Here is an 18,488-nt window from a genome sequence, read left to right as displayed (position 1 = left end):
GGATTAGACAGCTGGAGGGACAGCTTCATGAACGGAAGAAAAGAGCCACAACAAGAGAAACAAAACCTCATACCCTTTTATCAGAGTGGCGACTACTTTTTCAATCGCGGACTCAAAGCCTTTCAAAAAAAACATCTTGGTCGGGCGGTCAAGCTCTTGGAACGCGCCGTCAAGCTCACGTCGACGGAGCCTATTTTTCATATTCAGTTAGCAGCGGTTCTTTCGGAACTCGAAGAATACGAACGTTCCAATATGATTTTAGAAGACGTGTTACGCACAAGCGGAGACTCTCAGCCTCTATGCTACTTTTTGCTTGCCAATAACGAAGTGTATCTTGGGGATTTCCACAAGGCTGAGAAGCAGGCTAAACAGTACCTGCAACTTGAACCGGACGGGCAGTTTGCTACTGAAGCAAGGGAGCTTCTTGAACTCTTTGAGGAAGATGAGGAGGAAGAGAAGGAACCTCTTGAGGATGTGGAAGACTTTCTGAGAGAACATGAGCGAGCACGTCGTCATTTGCGTGCCGACGAACTTCACTTAGCTCTTCCTCTCCTCGATGAGATCGTGGAAAACTATCCCGATTGCTGGGCGGCTCATAACCATTTAGCGGAAGCGCAGTTTCGTTCGGGCAAGCCAGAGCTAGCTTTTTCCATTTCCAACCAGGTGTTAGAAGGAGACCCTGGAAATTTGCTTGCTCGTTGTAATTTAGCACTATTTCATTTGAAAATGGGCAATGCTAAACAGGTAGAGTGGTATCGCAAAACGCTTACGTCGGTCGTGCCGATGGATGTCGACCATGCCGTTCGCGTCACAGTGGTGCTTTGTGCGCTTGGGGAATACCAGGTAGTGCTTGCTAGGCGCAAGGACCGCAGGCTTCGCCGGGCTCTCGAAGATGCCGATCTCTTGCGTTGTTACGGAGTAGCATGCTTCCATACAGGCGACTCCAAGGCGGCAACGGCTTACTTGCAGATGGCCGTGAACCTTGGGGACGAACGAGCAAAGCAGCATATCAGTGATATTGAAAACGGGCGATTCGCGCAGGTCACGTATTCGTTGTTTTCGACGAAAAGCTCATAAGCAGAACATTAGACAGCGGTTGTGAAATTCGCTACGATAAATGTGCAATAAGACGCGAATGGTTTTCTGATATTGGGGTAAGGAGTGTTACGAGTGACTGAAGAAACGATATATGATGTGATTATTGCTGGCGCCGGTCCAGCAGGAATGACTGCTGCCGTCTACACTTCCCGTGCCAATTTGAGCACACTGATGGTAGAACGTGGGATGCCTGGCGGACAAATGGCCAATACGGAAGAGGTGGAAAACTACCCAGGGTTTGACCATATTTTAGGCCCGGATCTCTCCAATAAAATGTTTGAACATGCCAAGAAATTTGGCGCGGAATATGCCTATGGAGATATTAAAGAAATCATAGACGAGGGCGACACCAAAAAGGTTCTAGCAGGAACAAAAGCATTTCGGGCCCGTTCCGTGATTGTAGCGACTGGGGCGGAGTATAAAAAACTTGGCATCCCTGGCGAGCAGGAGCTTGGGGGACGAGGTGTTTCCTACTGCGCGGTTTGCGACGGGGCTTTCTTTAAGGGGAAAGAATTGGTCGTTATTGGGGGAGGAGATTCCGCCGTTGAAGAGGCCGTTTACTTAACGCGTTTTGCTTCCAAAGTGACGGTCATTCACCGTCGCGATCAGCTCAGAGCACAGAAGATCCTTCAGGACCGTGCCTTTAATAACGATAAGGTCGACTTTATCTGGAACAAAGTAGTCACGGAAATCAACGAAAAAGACGGGAAAGTGGGCAGTGTGAGCTTGAAAGACACGGCAAACGGTGAGGAAACCAACTTTACTGCGGACGGGGTCTTCGTTTACATTGGCATGCTTCCGTTGAATGAAAGTGTTCAGGGATTAGGCATTACGAATGAAGAAGGTTATGTGGTTACGGATGAAGAAATGGCCACAAAAGTTCCTGGCATTTATGCCGCAGGGGATCTTCGTGAAAAATCGCTTCGCCAAATCGTCACTGCTACGGGCGATGGGTCTCTTGCTGCGCAAAACGTTCAACATTATCTAGAGAATCTGGTGGAGAAAGTGTAAAGGGAGAACCGTCATCAGTTTTTAACGGGACTGTAACAAAGGTGAAACATCGGACGTATATAATTAGAAACTAAGTAATTGACCCCCTTTTTTTATATATTGGCGCGGACGATAGATGGAGTCCGCGCCCTTTTTTTGTCTAGCTCCGGCAGAACATCCCTTTGACACCCACCTAAAAATCGTGTATATTATCTCATGGACGAACAATTATATTTATATGAAAATAAATATTCGTTTTTAGGGGTGTCATGGTATGGAGAATGCGTTTGATTATGAAGATATTCAATTAATTCCTGCAAAATGTGTGGTGAACAGCCGCTCAGAGTGTGATACAACGGTGACCTTAGGCGGGCATACCTTTAAGCTACCTGTTGTGCCTGCAAACATGCAGACGATTATAGACGAAAACATTGCCCTATACTTAGCGGAAAATGGGTACTTCTACGTGATGCATCGTTTTGAGCCAGAGAAGCGCTTATCCTTTGTGAAAGACATGAAATCACGGGGCTTCATCGCTTCGATCAGTGTTGGAGTCAAAGAAGATGAATACGGATTCATTCAACAATTATCTGCTGAAGAACTCTCGCCGGAATACATTACGATTGATATTGCCCATGGCCATTCCAATGCCGTGATCGAAATGGTTCAGCATATCAAAAAACACTTGCCTGAGAGTTTTGTGATCGCAGGGAATGTCGGCACGCCAGAAGCCGTAAGAGAATTGGAGCATGCGGGTGCGGATGCCACAAAAGTAGGGATTGGACCGGGAAAAGTTTGCATCACGAAGATTAAAACCGGATTTGGTACAGGTGGCTGGCAACTAGCTGCGTTGCGTTGGTGCGCAAAAGCAGCAAGCAAGCCGATTATCGCCGACGGTGGGATTCGGACCCACGGTGACATCGCCAAATCGATTCGATTTGGCGCCTCCATGGTCATGATTGGTTCCTTATTTGCTGGACACGAAGAATCTCCAGGAGAAACCACGAAAAAAGAGGGCAAGCTCTATAAAGAGTATTTTGGTTCCGCCTCTGAATTTCAAAAAGGCGAAAAGCGAAACGTGGAAGGCAAAAAAATGTTTGTTGAGCATAAAGGAGCGTTGGAAGATACGCTTAAAGAAATGGAGCAAGATCTTCAGTCCTCTATTTCCTATGCCGGGGGAGCCAAGCTGGAAGCCATTCGCAACGTCGATTATGTGATTGTGAAGAATTCCATCTTTAACGGGGATAAGGTGTATTAAGGGTATCTTTCATAGCTAGGCGAGTGGGTACTTTGTACTTGCTCGCCCTTTTTTTGTCTAGCTCCGACGGCTAGAAGCGTCGAGATTTTTCGCCCTGACAACGAAATCCAAAAGCGGGATTTCTTTTGTCAGGTCTCCAAAATTCGCGCTTCTGTTCGACCCGCCTGCGCATTTCGGTATTGTCTAGCTCCGATGGGTAGCGACCCGCCTGCGCATTTCGGATTGTCTAGCTCCGACGGGTAGAGGCGAACCTTCCCTTTTCATTGTCGCTTCAGCCATTTAATTGTATACTATAGAATTAGGAACGCGAGGTGAGCTCTGTGCAAAGAATTACAAACTGTGTGTTAACCAAAGAAGACAGCTGTTTGCTCTTGCAAAAGCCAAGCCGCGGGTGGTGGGTAGCCCCTGGAGGGAAGATGGAGGAGACTGAATCCGTTAAAGAATCCGTGACCCGTGAATTTCGCGAAGAAACTGGCTTGCAGATTGAACAGCCGGAGCTCCGTGCTGTGACGTCTGTCGTCATTATGAATAACCAAACGATTACAAACGAGTGGATGATGTTTACGTTTCAAGCGAGCGCATATAGTGGAGAAATGTTAAGCGAATCACCGGAAGGGTTTATAAGCTGGCAGAATAATAAGGATATCCTCCAACTGCCGATGGCGGACGGAGATCGCTTCTTGTTTGATCACGTGTTAAACAAAAAAGGGCTCATGTACGGAACCGTGTATTATACGGAGGACTATCAGCTGATGTCTTACCGTCTTGATCCGGACCCTAGTAACTAGAGCTAGAGAGAAGGTGAGCAAACGTGAGTGCAACGAAAAATGAAGTCGACATTGTTATCATTACGGGGATGTCGGGCGCGGGGAAGACCGTGGCCGTGCAAAGCTTTGAAGACTTAGGTTTTTACTGTGTCGATAACTTGCCCCCAGCGTTAATGCCGAAATTTGTGGAGCTGATTGAGGGCGGGAGCGATAAGTTTGATAAAGTCGCCCTTGTCATAGATTTGCGCGGTCAATCGTTTTTTAATGAACTCTTTGAAGCGATTGATACAATCAATGACCATACGAAAAACAACTTGAAGGTGCAAATTCTTTTTTTGGACGCGAAAGATGCCAAACTTGTGCAACGCTACAAGGAAACGCGTCGCACCCATCCACTTGCTAAAAACGGCCTCCCTCTTGAGGGGATTCGTAAGGAACGGGGGCTGCTCGAAGAAATGAAGGGGCGCGCCCAGCAAATTGTGGACACGACGGATTTAAAGCCGAAGCAGCTGAGAGAAAAAATCATTCAACGCTTCGCGACAAAGGAAAGTCATTCCTTTGCCGTACACTTTCTTTCATTTGGCTTTAAATACGGAATTCCAATAGATGCGGATCTCGTGTTCGATGTGCGCTTCTTACCAAATCCACATTATATCGGCCACTTGAAACCTAAAACCGGACTGGAGAAGGAAGTTTCCTCTTACGTCCTGAAGTGGAAAGAAACGCAGCAGTTTATAGAAAAGCTGACGGATTTACTGAGCTATATGCTTCCTCATTATAAGCGCGAAGGCAAGAGTCAACTCGTGATTGGAATTGGCTGTACTGGAGGCCAGCATCGCTCTGTGACGTTAGCAGAGTATCTATCCAACCTCTATCAAAAAGAGTACCGGACCATTGCGAGTCACCGGGATATTGAGAAGCGAGTGATTCGGTCTTGAGTAGGCCAAAAGTTGTCGTCATAGGAGGAGGGACAGGTCTTTCCGTCATTCTGCGGGGTCTTAAGACGTTTCCGGTCGAGATTACGGCGCTAGTGACCGTTGCTGACGATGGGGGCAGCTCTGGAATTTTGCGAAAAGAGCTTGCGATTCCGCCGCCCGGGGATGTGCGAAACGTTCTTGTGGCACTTGCAGAAGTCGAACCTCTCGTGGAGGAGCTGTTTCAGCACCGTTTTGAAGGTGGGGAGGGACTGAGCGGTCATTCGCTTGGCAATTTGCTGCTGGCTGGGATGACGTCCATCACCGGAGATTTTCAGCAAGGAATTGCGGCGATAAGCCGCGTGTTGAATGTATGTGGTCGCGTACTGCCCGCAGCCAATGAGAGCATTGAACTGCACGCGGAAATGGTGGATGGATCGATGGTTTCTGGAGAATCACAAATCCCGCTTTCACTAAAGGGAATCAAGCGTGTATTCTTGACACCAGATTACATCACGCCATTACCGGAAAGCCTTGAGGCTATTGCCGAAGCGGATTTGATTGTTCTCGGCCCAGGGAGTCTTTATACAAGTGTTTTGCCAAATTTGCTTGTGCCCGGGATTGTTGAAGCGATTCGCGGCTCTCGAGCACAGAAAGCGTACATTTGCAACGCGATGACACAAGCAGGGGAAACGGACGGCTATACGGCAAGCGACCATCTGATCGGCCTGACGCAGCATTGCGGAGAAGGGCTTGTGGATCATGTGCTTGTCAATGGCGCGACGATTTCTGCTGCGCTTCTGGAGAGATACGAAGAGGAGAGGTCGGAACCCGTTATTGTTGATGAAGAGCGCTTGCGGGCATTAGGAGTCTCGCTGATCTGTGATCACTTTATTACAGAAGCCGATCACAAGCTTCGCCATGATGCGATGAAAGTCTCGCAGGCACTGCTCGCGATCGCCAGACAGGCAACAAACATTTAAGTGGGCACTTGAAACGGTGAAGGTGAGTGCCCCCGAGCTCACTTTACCGAAACTAGGGTTCAAAAAAGAGGACAAAAAGAGCTTCGACAGCTTTTTTCCCGGACGTTTTGAACCTCCTCTAAAAGAAAGGATGAGGGGCGTGTCATTTGCAGCTAGCGCCAAAAAAGAATTGACTCAGTTGGAGATTAGCTCTTGCTGTGGACGAGCGGAACTGTCTGCGCTGATTCGAATGAACGGATCGCTCTCATTTGGCAATCAGCAACTCGGACTCGATGTCACAACTGAAAACGCAGCGATTGCTAGGCGCATTTACACATTAATCAAGCATCTCTTTCCCACGATCCACCTTGAGCTTCTTGTGCGAAAAAAAATGCGTTTGAAAAAGAACAATGTTTACCTTGTGCGTATTTCTGCTGAAGCAAGAATGCTGTTGGAGGAATTGAAAATCATGGGAGAGGGCTTTCATTTTACGCGCTCCATTTCAAAGGAAATTACTCAGAAGTCTTGTTGCAAACGAGCGTATTTGCGTGGTGCTTTCCTTGCTGGTGGATCGATTAATCATCCGGAGACATCCTCTTATCATTTGGAGATTTTCTCTCTATATGAGGAACACAATGCGTCACTATGTGAATTAACGAATGAGTACGGACTCTCAGCGAAAACGCTTGAACGCAAAAAAGGATTTATCACCTACATGAAAGAAAGTGAGAAAATCACAGAGTTTCTCAATATTATTGGCGCGCATCAGGCCCTCCTTTATTTTGAGGATGTGCGCATTATGAAAGACATGCGCAATTCCGTCAACCGGCTCGTGAACTGTGAGACGGCCAACTTAAATAAAACGGTCGGGGCAGCCCTCAGGCAAGTAGAGAATATACGCTTTGTCGATCGTACACTCGGACTTCAGCATTTGCCACCTAAGCTGAGGGAAATTGCCGAGCTGCGCGTCAAGCACCAAGACGTGACCCTGAAGGAGCTAGGTGAGATGATGGAAGGTGGAAAGGTGAGTAAGTCAGGCATTAACCACCGCCTAAGAAAAATTGATGAGCTTGCGGATAAGCTTCGCAATGGAACCTTTGACGAGCACGCAAAAATCAAAGGCGACTAAAAGAAGGAGGAGAAGGGATGTTGGAAAAAGAGGTGACGGTAAAGTTGAAAAGCGGCCTACAAGCGAGGCCAGCGGCCATGTTTGTGCAGGAAGCGAATCGCTTTTCATCCAATGTGTATATCTTAAAAGATGATTCCAAAGTGAATGCCAAAAGCATTATGGGGTTGATGAGCCTTGCTGTCGGAAGAGAATCGGTGATCATTCTTGTCACCGAAGGACATGACGAGCAGGAAGCGATGGACACGCTTGCGGCTTATATCGAGAACGACGACTGAGAGAAAAAAGAAAGGCCCTTGAGACGATCAAAGTCTCAAGGGCCTTTCTCAGTCAGCTCCAGCGGGTAGAAGCGTCGAGATTTTTCAGTCCTGCCCGAAAATCCAAAATCGGGATTTTTCGTGTAGGCCTTCCAAAATTCGCGCTTCTAGACCACCCGCCTGCGCTTTTCGTTATTTAGCAGACGCTGTTTCAATCACCTTGTCAATTAGACCGTACTCTTTGGCTGCATCCGCTGTGAAGAAATTGTCGCGATCGGTATCTTTGGCAATCACTTCAATTGGTTGGCCTGTGCGTTTAGCATAGATCTCGTTTAATTTGTGACGCATTTCAATGATCCGACGTGCGTGAATTTCCATGTCGGCCGCCTGTCCTTGCATCCCGCCAAGCGGTTGGTGAATCATGACTTCACTATTCGGCAGCGCCATACGTTTGCCTTCTGCTCCAGCCGTGAGCAAGAATGATCCCATGGAAGCAGCCATGCCGATGCAGATAGTCGACACATCTGGCTTAATGAACTGCATCGTGTCATAAATCGCCATCCCAGCGGTAATGGAACCACCTGGAGAGTTGATGTAAAGAGAGATGTCTTTCTCTGGGTCTTCGGCTTGCAAGAACAGGAGCTGTGCAACGATTGAGTTGGCGACATTATCGTCAATGCCGCTTCCGAGCATGATGATTCGATCTTTCAAAAGACGGGAGTAAATGTCATACGCACGCTCACCGCGGTTGGTTTGTTCAATAACTGTAGGAATTAAATTCACTTCGTATTCCTCCTCAAAAATTCAAATTGGCATGCTTGCGGATGGAGCTGCAAGCTGTCTGTATGTACATCATACCTAATAGGTCAAAGAAGGTCAAATGAGAACTCCTCGACTTCTATGTACTATTCCGCATAGGGGGCGAAAAACCCTGCTTTCATCATAACCGAATTCCATCTTTCGTAAACCTATCATTACGAGTGAGGAAAGACAAGGGAAAGGCAACCTGATCCATAGCACGGCAATTTTAAGAACTAAAAAGGGAAAAACAAACATACAAATGAAAAAAGTAAACGCTTCCACACAAAAGACTAAACGTATGCTATCATGTAAAGAGGAGGGGAGGCTTATGGAGGTAGGTCTTTTTCAGCAACAAACAACAAGCCTGGTGATGACGCAGGAACTTAGGCAGGCCATCCATTTGCTCCAATATTCAAGCACGGACGTGGCGGCCTATATTGAAGAACAAGCGCTTGAGAATCCGCTTTTGGAAGTGAAAGAACGAAAGAGTCCCTTAACACGCCTTCGTGAATCTCATATTGGCCGTCAGCAAGGATCACGGCTGACAAGTGATGAAAAGCATACGGCCCTTGAAAATACGTCAGCGGTCAAGGAAAGCCTCACGGATGTACTAGTCGCTCAACTGACCGACATAACGGGCAATAAGACCGATACGGCTCATTTAACATACTTAATAGGAAGCCTGCGCGAGGATGGCTATTTGGAGCGACCGCTAGCGGACGTTTGTGAGGAAAGGGGTCTGACCATAGCCGAAGGGGAAAGGCTTCTCGCCCTGCTTCAGACACTAGACCCTGCCGGGGTAGGTGCGAGGACTCTAGGGGAGTGTTTGCTGCTGCAACTCAAGCGGAAGCCTTGGCGCAACTGGTTGGCGGAGCAAATTGTGATGCTTCATATGGAGGAGCTCGCCCTCAGAAGATGGAAGGACCTCGCCGCTAAATACGACGTGGACATTTCGGAAATCCAGCTGATTTATGACGACATTCAACTACTCGACCCACGACCGGGCTCAAGGTATTCAAACGAGCCTACGCTGTTTGTTGAACCTGATTTAAGCATTAGCTGTAAGGAAGATGGGTCGCTAGCCGTGACGATCTTTGACGATGTATTACCGGCCATTGAACTAAATACGATGTATGAACAGATCCTCAAAAGCAGTGACAGAGAGGCTTCTGCTTATGCCAAGCAAAAAAGTCAGCAAGTCGAATGGCTAAAGCGTAGCCTTGCTCAGCGTCAGCAAACGATCAGTCAGGTCGCTGAAGTGCTGGTGGGTTATCAATATGAGTTTCTCGCAAGCAAAAATGGTCTTCTCAAGCCATTGACATTAAGAGAGGTTGCCGAAGAGATCGGGGTGCATGAGTCGACCGTCAGCAGGGCAACCGCCAACAAATTTGCGCAAACGCCAAGAGGATTAATAGAATTAAAGTCGTTCTTCTCTTCAGCAATTTCCGGAAAGGCCGGTTGGGCGTCAGCCTCTAGCCAAACAGTAAAGGGGTGGTTAAAGGGATTGATTGAGGCAGAGAATAAAGCAAAGCCGCTCTCTGATCAAAAGCTCATGGCGCTGCTTGAGAAAGAAAAAGGCCTCTCTCTTTCTCGGAGGGTCATCGCCAAGTATAGAGATGAGCTTGGCATTCTCTCCTCAGCCAAGCGTAAACGATATGAAGAAAGGTTGTCGTAATTGTCCAGTTTAACGTTTTATACGAAAAAGAACTGCCCTCTTTGTGAGAAGGGCTATAAAGTCTTACAGGAGCTGCAGGCGGATTATTCGTTTCGAATTGAGACGGTTGATATTTATGAGCAAGAAGAGTTTCTCGAGGCGTATCAGCTTAAGATTCCTGTGATAACTGCGGGAGGAAAGGAGCTTGATTACGGTCTGATCACACGCGAAAAGCTTGAGCCTTTTCTGGCGAAGCAAAAGTAAATACCTTGTTCATGGATCACTTCCTTGCTATACTGTGTACAGGAAGTGATTTTTTTTGCTCTGTTTGGGACATATTATGTCTATGGTGGACGAAAAACGTCCCTTTCCCTTGGAGGTGTTGTGAGTGAGCGAACTTGTTGATATGCAAAAACAGCTTGTGCCTGAATTGATGGAAACGATGGTGAAACGGTATCGAATGCTTCAGTATGTCAGGTTGATGCAGCCGATTGGACGAAGGAGCCTGGCTGACAATCTGCACCTATCGGAACGCGTTGTCCGTGGCGAAGTGACATTGCTTAAACAACAAGGCTTAATTACATTTACAACCGCCGGTATGAGTATCTCAGACTCAGGGGAAACTATATTCCTAGCACTGGAAGAAATGATGAGTGAGCTTCTTGGCCTAAGGAAACTGGCCGAGCAGTTGGAAGAGAAGCTTCAAGTCAAGAACGTTGTCGTCGTCGCTGGAGACAGTGACGAAAACGAGTGGGTGAAGCAAGAGCTTGGCAGGGCTTGTTCGCTTGAAATTAAGCGCCAGGTCGAGCGAGGGGATGTCCTTGCTGTTATGGGAGGAACGACCCTTGCTGCGGTGGCTTCCGTAATGACCCCTGATGGGACGCTCGCTTCGACGACCGTTGTTCCGGCACGAGGAGGGTTGGGCGAGAAAGTGGAGATTCAGGCCAATTCTGTTAGCGCGGAATTTGCGCGCAGAACCGGGGCTTCATATCGGCTACTGCACGTCCCCGATCAGCTAAGTGAAGATGCCTATACGTCCCTTGTATTAGAGCCTTCTGTAAGGGATATTCTAGAGTTGATTGCTTCTACGTCCATCGTGGTCCACGGCATAGGCGATGCCAAGCGCATGGCGGCTCGACGCGACTCGGATCAATTGTTTATCGACAAACTGAGACGGGAAAAAGCGGTGGCAGAGGCGTTTGGTTACTACTTTAACGCCAAGGGGACCATTATTCACAAACAGCGAACCATCGGGTTGCAGCTTGATGAACTAGAGGGCAAATATGTCATTTCCATTGCGGGGGGCCATTCAAAAGCAGAAGCCATCCTCGCTTACATGCAACAACAGCGGCCAAGTGATGTGCTTATCACCGACGAGGCCGCAGCGAAGGCCATGCTAGTGCAGTAGTGGGTGGCAAGACGCCCTTCATCAAAAGCGTAGCTGCGACAGAGCACAATGGCTTTATCTACCCTTTCATAGAAAAACTAGGCTTGTCACGGTAAGTGATCAACCGAGTTTTCTAATAAAAGAATTCTGTCAGGAGGAATTTTAAACATGGCAACGAAAATTGGTATTAACGGATTCGGACGTATCGGACGTAACGTCTTTCGTACAGCTCTTAAAAACCCAAACGTAGAGGTTGTTGCAATCAATGACCTTACAGATGCAAACATGCTTGCGCATCTTCTCAAGTACGACACGGTTCACGGCGTTCTTGAGGAAACGATTGAAACCAAAGACAGCATGCTCGTTGTCGATGGTCAAGAAATCCACGTTTCGGCAGAGCGTAACCCTGCAGACATTGGCTGGGACAAGCATGGTGTGGACATCGTGATTGAATCTACGGGCTTCTTCACAAACCGTGCGGATGCAGCTAAACACATCGAGGCAGGTGCGAAAAAAGTCATCATCTCCGCACCAGCCAAAGATGAAGACATTACTGTCGTTGTTGGCGTAAATGAAGATAAGTACGATCCAGCCAACCACGATGTCATCTCCAATGCTTCTTGTACAACCAACTGCTTGTCTCCATTTGCGAAAGTATTGAATGACAAGTTTGGCATCCGTCGTGGCCTTATGAACACGGTTCACTCGTACACGAATGACCAACAAATTCTTGACCTTCCTCATAAGGACTACCGTCGTGCGCGTGCGGCAGCTGAGAACATCATCCCTACCTCCACAGGGGCCGCAAAAGCAGTGGCGCTTGTACTGCCTGAGCTTAAAGGGAAGTTGAATGGTGCGGCTATGCGTGTGCCAACACCAAACGTGTCCCTAGTCGACCTTGTGGTTGAACTTGAAAAAGAAGTGACAGCCGAAGAAGTCAACGCAGCGTTTAAAGAAGCAGCGGAAGGCAACCTTAAAGGCGTGCTTGCTTACTCAGAAGACCCACTTGTCTCTCAAGACTACAACGGCAACCCACATTCATCGACCATTGATGGACTGTCGACAATGGTCATGGAAGGCAACATGGTGAAAGTCATCTCTTGGTATGACAACGAGAGCGGGTTCTCGAACCGTGTTGTGGACCTTGTTGATTACATTGCAAGCAAAGGTCTATAATAGAACAGATGCAGTGAATGGAGGAGGAAGGCTCGTGGCCTCCCTCCTCTCTCTGTAATACTAGGAGGTTTCCTCATGAATAAGAAAACCCTTCATGACTATGATTGGGCGGGAAAGACGGTTTTTTGCCGTGTAGACTTCAATGTGCCAATGAAAGATGGCGAGATCACGGACGAGACACGTATTCAAGCAGCGCTTCCGACGATTAAGCACCTTACAGATAGTGGTGCCCGCGTTCTTCTTGCGAGCCACCTCGGTCGCCCAAAAGGGAATGTTGTGGAAGAACTGCGTTTGACGCCAGTAGCCAAGCGCCTGTCGGAACTGCTTGGAAAAGATGTCGCCCAATGCGAAGAGGCACGTGGGCCTGAGGCGAAAAAAGCGGCCGAGTCCTTGCAAGAAGGCGATGTTCTTCTTCTTGAAAACGTTCGTTTCTATCCGGGAGAGGAAAACAACGATGCCGAACTTGCAAAGGAATTCGCGGAGCTGGCCGATGTCTATGTTAATGATGCCTTCGGTGCGGCTCACCGTGCCCATGCCTCAACAGAAGGCATTGCGCATCACCTTCCATCAGCGGCTGGGTTCTTGATGGAGAAGGAGCTTGAAGTACTTGGAAAGGCTCTTGCAGAACCGGAACGTCCGTTTACGGCGATCATCGGCGGAGCGAAAGTTAAAGACAAGATCGGTGTGATCGATCACCTGCTCGATAAAGTCGATAACCTCATTATTGGCGGCGGCCTTGCGTACACATTTGTGAAGGCCCAAGGATATGAGATTGGCCAATCGCTTTTGGAAGAAGACAAAGTGGAGCTAGCGCAAACGTTTATGAACAAAGCGAAGGAAAAAGGCGTCAAGTTCTACATGCCTGAAGATGTCATCGTATCAGATGATTTTTCAGAGGATGCGAACACGAAAGAAGTCGCGATTACAGAGATTCCTTCTGACTGGGAGGCGCTTGACATTGGTCCGAAAACACGTGTTACATATACGAACGTTGTGAAAGAATCAAAGCTTGTCATCTGGAACGGACCGATGGGCGTGTTTGAGCTATCCACCTTTGCGAATGGCACGAAAGCGGTGGCGAATGCTCTGGCCGAAGCAAACGACACGTATTCTGTGATTGGCGGCGGCGACTCAGCGGCGGCTGTTGAGAAATTTGGTCTCGCCGATCAAATGAGCCATATTTCTACAGGCGGTGGCGCGAGCCTTGAGTTCATGGAAGGCAAGGAACTTCCAGGCGTCGTCGCTCTATCAGAAAAATAAGGACAACGAGGTGAATTCGATGCGAAAACCGATTATTGCAGGAAACTGGAAGATGAACAAGACGCTCGGTGAGGCGAAAGACTTTACCGAGAAAGTAAAAACACAAGTACCCGCAAACACTGCGGCAGACGCGGTTGTTTGTGCGCCGTCTCTTTTTCTCGAAAGCCTGGTCAGTGCGACGAAAGGGACAGACCTTCAAGTTGGCGCACAAACGATGCACTTTGAAGGAAGTGGGGCATTCACCGGAGAAATAAGTCCTGTGGCCCTGAGTGACATGAACGTTACCTATGTAATCATCGGTCACTCCGAGCGGCGGGAAATGTTCGCAGAAACCGATGAGACTGTCAATAAGAAAGTCCATGCATCGCATGAACACAATCTCGTTCCCATTATGTGCTGCGGGGAAACAGACGAAGAGCGTGAATCTGGGAAAATGGAAGCCGTTGTCGGGGAGCAAGTGACGAAAGGTCTTGCTGGCTTGACAGAAGAGCAAGTGAAGCAAACCGTAATTGCCTACGAACCGATCTGGGCGATCGGAACAGGCAAATCGTCAACGGCGAAAGACGCAAATGTGGCATGCGCTCACGTTCGCAAAGTCGTAGCGGAAAACGTTTCACAGGAAGCAGCAGATGCTGTCCGGATTCAATACGGTGGCAGCGTGAAGCCGGCAAACATTGCCGAATACATGGCTGAATCCGATATTGACGGAGCCCTTGTGGGTGGAGCCAGCCTTGAGGCGGATTCGTTTGTCCAATTAGTGGAGGCGGCAAAATGAGTAAAAAGCCAGTAGCCTTAATCATTCTCGACGGCTTCGGTCTGAGGGAAGAGACAAAAGGCAATGCGGTTGCCCAGGCCAACAAGCCGAACTTTGACCGCTACTGGAACGAATTTCCTCATGCGACGCTGCGGGCGGACGGTGAAAACGTAGGACTACCGAAAGGGCAAATGGGGAATTCGGAAGTTGGTCACTTAAACATTGGCGCCGGTCGCATTGTTTATCAAAGTTTAACGCGTGTGAACTTAGCTATTCGCAAGGGAGAGTTCTTCGAAAATGAAACCTTTCTTTCAGCAATGGCGCATGTGAAAGAAAAACAGTCTGCGCTCCATGTGTATGGTCTTCTGTCCGATGGCGGCATTCATAGCCATATTGATCACTTGTATGCGCTGCTTGAACTCGCCAAACACAAAGGCGTCGAGCGCGTCTACGTCCACGGCTTTCTTGACGGAAGAGACGTTGGGCCCGCATCGGCAGAAGTATACGTGCGTGGGCTAGAAGACAAATTTAAAGAGCTGGGCATTGGCGAATTGGCGACTGTGCACGGTCGTTACTATGCCATGGACCGCGACAAACGCTGGGATCGAGTTGAAAAATCGTACCGTTCGATGGTTTACGGGGAAGGGCCTACGTATCAAAGCGGCGTAGAAGTGCTTGAAGACAGCTACAAGAACGAAATCTTCGATGAGTTTGTGATTCCTTCCGTGATCACGAAAGAAGATGGAACGCCTGTAGCTACGGTGCAGGACGACGACGCGGTGATCTTCTTTAACTTCCGACCGGACCGCGCCATTCAAATGTCGCAAGTGTTCACAAATGAGGACTTTCGTGGATTTGACCGCGGAGGCAAATTGCCAAAGCGGCTCCACTATGTCTGTCTGACGAAATTTAGTGAAACGGTCGATGGCTACGTGGCCTTCAAACCAGCAAACTTAGACAATACTCTTGGCGAAGTACTGGCACAGCAAGACTTTACCCAGCTGCGAATTGCTGAGACGGAAAAGTACCCGCACGTCACCTTTTTCTTTAGCGGGGGACGTGAAGACCCGTACCCGGGAGAAGAGCGTATTCTGATTGATTCGCCGAAGGTTGCCACCTATGACCTGCAACCAGAGATGAGTGTCTATGAAGTAACGGACGCGTTGCTTAAGGAGATTGAAGCAGACAAGCATGATGCGATCATCTTAAACTTTGCAAATCCTGATATGGTCGGCCATTCAGGAAAGCTTGAACCAACGATGAAAGCTATTGAAGCAGTCGATGAGTGTCTTGGGAAAGTTGTGGATGCCATCCATGCGAAAGGTGGTGCTGCTGTCATTACCGCTGATCACGGAAATGCGGATGAAGTCACTACGCTTGAAGGCAATCCAATGACCGCCCATACCACCAATATCGTCCCTGTGATTGTGACAGAAAAAGGAGCTGAACTGCGTGAGGACGGAATACTCGCCGACCTTTCACCAACAGTTCTTTCTCTACTAGGCGGCAAAAAGTCAAAAGAGATGACTGGCACGACTTTACTAAAAGATAAATCTTAAGGAGATGACAGAAACGATGACCATTATTTCAGATGTATACGCACGCGAAGTCCTTGACTCACGCGGCAACCCAACCGTTGAAGTTGAAATCCATCTTGAATCAGGTGTCATGGGCCGCGCGCTCGTCCCAAGCGGTGCCTCTACAGGTGAATACGAGGCGGTTGAACTACGAGACGGCGGCGAGCGCTACATGGGCAAAGGCGTTACACAGGCCGTTGACAATGTAAACGAAAAAATCGCCCCTGAACTGATTGGCGAAAATGTTCTCGACCAAATCGGCATCGACAATATGATGATCGAACTCGATGGTACAGAAAACAAAGGCAACCTCGGCGCGAACGCGATTCTTGGAGTTTCCATGGCAGCTGCTCAAGCAGGCGCGAATGCTCTAGACCTTCCGCTTTACGTGTACCTTGGCGGCTTTAATGCCAAGCAACTTCCTGTACCGATGATGAACATCATCAACGGCGGGGAACATGCCGATAACAACGTCGACATTCAAGAATTCATGGTGATGCCTGTGGGCGCAGAAAGTTTCAAAGAAGCGCTTCGCATGGGCACGGAAATTTTCCACAACCTCAAATCTGTACTAAAATCGAAGGGCTATAACACGGCCGTAGGGGATGAGGGCGGCTTTGCGCCAAACCTTTCCTCCAACGAAGAAGCGCTATCTACTATCATTGAAGCGATCGAGAAAGCCGGCTATCAGCCGGGAGAGCAAGTGCAGCTTGCGATGGATGTTGCATCTTCTGAGTTGTTCAACAAAGAAGACGGCAAGTATCATCTCTCCGGTGAAGGCAAAGTGCTTTCTTCTGAGGAACTGGTCTCCTTCTATGAAGACCTCGTTTCCAAGTACCCGATTGTTTCGATTGAAGATGGCCTTGACGAGAACGACTGGGAGGGCCATAAACTTCTTACCGATCGCCTAGGCGACAAAGTCCAGCTTGTTGGTGATGACCTTTTTGTTACCAATACGAAGAAGCTCTCGGAGGGAATTGAAAAAGGCATTGGCAACTCGATCCTCGTCAAAGTCAACCAAATTGGAACACTTACGGAAACGTTTGACGCGATCGAAATGGCGAAACGTGCAGGCTACACAGCCGTGATCTCGCACCGCTCAGGCGAAACCGAAGACGCAACGATCGCCGACATCGCCGTGGCGACAAATGCAGGTCAAATCAAGACGGGCGCTCCTTCTCGTACCGACCGCGTAGCGAAGTACAACCAACTTCTACGCATTGAAGACGAGCTCGCAACTCTTGCGCAGTATCAAGGGAAACAGTCATTTTACAACTTGAGTAAATAAGAAGATAGGAACCCTCACAGCTTGTGCTGTGGGGGTTTTGTTTAAGGGGAAAGGGAAACGAATCCATCTGTATCCTCCCGCTTTCCTCCGCTCCTTCTCTCCATGTATAATACAAGCATAGACTTTCAACTAGGAGCGGTACAAGAATGAAGCTAATTGTAGGAATCACCGGTGCAACGGGGGCGATTTTTGGGATCCGGATGCTTGAAATATTGAGAGAAGCGGGCGTGGAAACCCATCTGGTTACTTCAAAATGGGCGGCTGTGACGATTGCTCACGAGACGCCTTATACGGTCAGAGATGTCGAGGCTTTGGCTGACTATGTGTACGCCCCCCATGATCAAGCGGCGCGGATATCGAGCGGCTCGATGCGTGTGGATGGAATGATCATCGCACCTTGCTCCATGAAGACGCTTGCCTCCATTCGGATTGGACTTGCCGATAACCTCGTCTCACGGGCGGCGGATGTGATCATGAAGGAGCGGAAGCGGCTGCTCTTAATGACACGGGAGAACCCCCTCAGTACGATTCATTTGGAAAACATGCTTGAGCTCTCCAAAATGGGGGCGGTGATGTTTCCGCCGGTGCCTGCGTTCTATAATAGCCCGCACACGATTGAAGATCTTGTGGATCATATTGTGTACCGTGCTCTGGATCAATTTGGGATCGAACGTCCAGAGGCGAGACGCTGGGACGGCCTTCGCAAGGGGGAGGATATCAATGAGTGAAGCGGTTGTGTTGCCACAAGTGCTTGGACAGTTTCTTGATGGCGAGCGTCTTGAAGACAAGCAACACGATGCGATGCTGCTTGTGACTGTGGGGGACGACGGCTGGCCGTATAAAGCCATGATTAGCGTGGGGGAAGTCATCGCAAAGGGGGAGCATCTGATGCTTACCCTTTGGCCCGGGACAACAACAGGAAACAATATCAAGCGAACAGGGAAAGCGACGCTTATGCTCGTGCTGGAAGGGAAGGCATTTGATCTCCGTCTGAAACTTAGCCAAAAGAAAACCCCTGGGAAGCTAGATGTCTTTCGGGGGACCATCGTAGGCGTGAAAGAGGATGTGGCGCCGTATGCCCAGCTACACTCGGGGATAAACTATTCATTAAATGAGCCGGAAAAGGAGCTTGAACGCTGGCGACGAACGATCGATCAGCTTCAAGGGGAAGCAGCGCTGAAGAGTGAATGTTTTTCGAGATAATCCACCCCGAAATTCG

Annotated in this window: 18 protein-coding genes and 1 pseudogene; 18 read left to right on the top strand and 1 reads right to left on the bottom strand. The window is 48.7% G+C overall.

The features are described from left to right. The first annotated feature begins 27 nt into the window (after positions 1–27). The 8 genes from AVZ68_RS04475 to AVZ68_RS04440 all read left to right on the top strand — a co-directional run bounded on the left by AVZ68_RS04475 (position 28) and on the right by AVZ68_RS04440 (position 7,393). Complete coding sequence (locus AVZ68_RS04475; RefSeq protein WP_059103335.1) at positions 28–1,077, top strand: tetratricopeptide repeat protein; 1,050 nt, start codon at positions 28–30, stop codon at positions 1,075–1,077. Between the two features lie 93 nt (positions 1,078–1,170). Further along, positions 1,171–2,109: a thioredoxin-disulfide reductase gene (trxB, locus tag AVZ68_RS04470; RefSeq protein WP_059103334.1), complete on the top strand. Its 939-nt coding sequence runs from the start codon at positions 1,171–1,173 to the stop codon at positions 2,107–2,109. Between the two features lie 253 nt (positions 2,110–2,362). Then, positions 2,363–3,346 carry a GMP reductase gene (guaC, locus tag AVZ68_RS04465; RefSeq protein ID WP_059103333.1) on the top strand — a complete coding sequence of 328 codons (984 nt, stop codon included), beginning with the start codon at positions 2,363–2,365 and terminating at the stop codon, positions 3,344–3,346. Between the two features lie 320 nt (positions 3,347–3,666). Next, the gene (locus AVZ68_RS04460) at positions 3,667–4,134 is read left to right on the top strand and encodes an NUDIX hydrolase (RefSeq protein ID WP_059103332.1); all 468 of its coding nucleotides are present in this window, start codon (positions 3,667–3,669) and stop codon (positions 4,132–4,134) included. Positions 4,135–4,157: 23 nt separating this feature from the next. Next, positions 4,158–5,051 carry an RNase adapter RapZ gene (rapZ, locus tag AVZ68_RS04455; protein ID WP_082676298.1) on the top strand — a complete coding sequence of 298 codons (894 nt, stop codon included), beginning with the start codon at positions 4,158–4,160 and terminating at the stop codon, positions 5,049–5,051. After that, positions 5,048–6,010, top strand: coding sequence for a gluconeogenesis factor YvcK family protein (locus AVZ68_RS04450; RefSeq protein WP_059103331.1), 963 nt, complete (start codon positions 5,048–5,050; stop codon positions 6,008–6,010). The genes rapZ and AVZ68_RS04450 overlap by 4 nt, the downstream gene beginning before the upstream one ends. Positions 6,011–6,149: 139 nt before the next feature. Then, the gene (whiA, locus tag AVZ68_RS04445) at positions 6,150–7,118 is read left to right on the top strand and encodes a DNA-binding protein WhiA (RefSeq protein WP_059103399.1); all 969 of its coding nucleotides are present in this window, start codon (positions 6,150–6,152) and stop codon (positions 7,116–7,118) included. Positions 7,119–7,135: 17 nt separating this feature from the next. Further along, a complete protein-coding gene (locus AVZ68_RS04440; RefSeq protein ID WP_059103330.1) occupies positions 7,136–7,393 on the top strand; it encodes an HPr family phosphocarrier protein in 258 nt (85 codons plus the stop codon). 171 nt (positions 7,394–7,564) lie between these two features. Here the strand turns inward: AVZ68_RS04440 and clpP are convergent, their stop codons facing one another. Next, positions 7,565–8,155, bottom strand: coding sequence for an ATP-dependent Clp endopeptidase proteolytic subunit ClpP (clpP, locus tag AVZ68_RS04435; protein ID WP_059103329.1), 591 nt, complete (start codon positions 8,153–8,155; stop codon positions 7,565–7,567). Between the two features lie 346 nt (positions 8,156–8,501). On the opposite strand from clpP, the gene rpoN reads away from it, so the two are divergent. The 10 genes and pseudogenes from rpoN (at position 8,502) to AVZ68_RS04385 (ending at position 18,472) form a co-directional block, all read left to right on the top strand. After that, positions 8,502–9,848, top strand: coding sequence for an RNA polymerase factor sigma-54 (gene rpoN / locus AVZ68_RS04430; RefSeq protein ID WP_059103328.1), 1,347 nt, complete (start codon positions 8,502–8,504; stop codon positions 9,846–9,848). After that, entirely contained in the window at positions 9,849–10,091 is a 243-nt protein-coding gene (locus AVZ68_RS04425; protein WP_059103327.1) for a glutaredoxin family protein, read from the top strand. It begins immediately after the preceding gene. A gap of 124 nt (positions 10,092–10,215) precedes the next feature. Further along, positions 10,216–11,235 (top strand): sugar-binding transcriptional regulator, encoded by a 1,020-nt coding sequence (locus AVZ68_RS04420; protein WP_157404572.1) that lies wholly within the window; start codon positions 10,216–10,218, stop codon positions 11,233–11,235. 147 nt (positions 11,236–11,382) lie between these two features. After that, a complete protein-coding gene (gene gap, locus AVZ68_RS04415) occupies positions 11,383–12,390 on the top strand; it encodes a type I glyceraldehyde-3-phosphate dehydrogenase (RefSeq protein ID WP_059103326.1) in 1,008 nt (335 codons plus the stop codon). Between the two features lie 75 nt (positions 12,391–12,465). Next, on the top strand, positions 12,466–13,650 hold the full coding sequence (locus AVZ68_RS04410; protein WP_059103325.1) for a phosphoglycerate kinase: 1,185 nt from the start codon (positions 12,466–12,468) through the stop codon (positions 13,648–13,650). A gap of 19 nt (positions 13,651–13,669) precedes the next feature. Further along, on the top strand, positions 13,670–14,425 hold the full coding sequence (gene tpiA / locus AVZ68_RS04405) for a triose-phosphate isomerase (RefSeq protein WP_059103324.1): 756 nt from the start codon (positions 13,670–13,672) through the stop codon (positions 14,423–14,425). Beyond that, the gene (gene gpmI, locus AVZ68_RS04400; RefSeq protein WP_059103323.1) at positions 14,422–15,963 is read left to right on the top strand and encodes a 2,3-bisphosphoglycerate-independent phosphoglycerate mutase; all 1,542 of its coding nucleotides are present in this window, start codon (positions 14,422–14,424) and stop codon (positions 15,961–15,963) included. Before tpiA ends, gpmI begins: the two co-directional genes overlap by 4 nt. Positions 15,964–15,979: 16 nt before the next feature. After that, complete coding sequence (gene eno, locus AVZ68_RS04395; protein WP_059103322.1) at positions 15,980–17,269, top strand: phosphopyruvate hydratase; 1,290 nt, start codon at positions 15,980–15,982, stop codon at positions 17,267–17,269. 143 nt (positions 17,270–17,412) lie between these two features. Next, a pseudogene (locus AVZ68_RS04390) lies at positions 17,413–17,997 on the top strand (UbiX family flavin prenyltransferase); the annotation flags it as partial. Continuing rightward, the gene (locus AVZ68_RS04385) at positions 17,990–18,472 is read left to right on the top strand and encodes a hypothetical protein (protein WP_059103320.1); all 483 of its coding nucleotides are present in this window, start codon (positions 17,990–17,992) and stop codon (positions 18,470–18,472) included. The pseudogene AVZ68_RS04390 and the gene AVZ68_RS04385, both read left to right, overlap by 8 nt. The last annotated feature ends 16 nt before the right edge of the window (positions 18,473–18,488 follow it).

Source organism: Shouchella shacheensis, from assembly GCF_001484965.1.
GTDB classification, from domain to species: Bacteria; Bacillota; Bacilli; order Bacillales; family Bacillaceae_D; genus Shouchella; species Shouchella shacheensis.
The sequence above is the reverse complement of the archived record's forward strand: the minus strand, read 5'-3'. Positions and strand labels throughout refer to the sequence as shown.

Coding starts and splice junctions, on each gene's coding strand:
- AVZ68_RS04475 (WP_059103335.1), top strand. CDS start 28: ATGAACGGAAGAAAAGAGCCACAACAAGAGAAACAAAACCTCATACCC.
- guaC (WP_059103333.1), top strand. CDS start 2,363: ATGGAGAATGCGTTTGATTATGAAGATATTCAATTAATTCCTGCAAAA.
- AVZ68_RS04440 (WP_059103330.1), top strand. CDS start 7,136: ATGTTGGAAAAAGAGGTGACGGTAAAGTTGAAAAGCGGCCTACAAGCG.
- rpoN (WP_059103328.1), top strand. CDS start 8,502: ATGGAGGTAGGTCTTTTTCAGCAACAAACAACAAGCCTGGTGATGACG.
- gap (WP_059103326.1), top strand. CDS start 11,383: ATGGCAACGAAAATTGGTATTAACGGATTCGGACGTATCGGACGTAAC.
- AVZ68_RS04410 (WP_059103325.1), top strand. CDS start 12,466: ATGAATAAGAAAACCCTTCATGACTATGATTGGGCGGGAAAGACGGTT.
- tpiA (WP_059103324.1), top strand. CDS start 13,670: ATGCGAAAACCGATTATTGCAGGAAACTGGAAGATGAACAAGACGCTC.
- gpmI (WP_059103323.1), top strand. CDS start 14,422: ATGAGTAAAAAGCCAGTAGCCTTAATCATTCTCGACGGCTTCGGTCTG.
- eno (WP_059103322.1), top strand. CDS start 15,980: ATGACCATTATTTCAGATGTATACGCACGCGAAGTCCTTGACTCACGC.
- AVZ68_RS04385 (WP_059103320.1), top strand. CDS start 17,990: ATGAGTGAAGCGGTTGTGTTGCCACAAGTGCTTGGACAGTTTCTTGAT.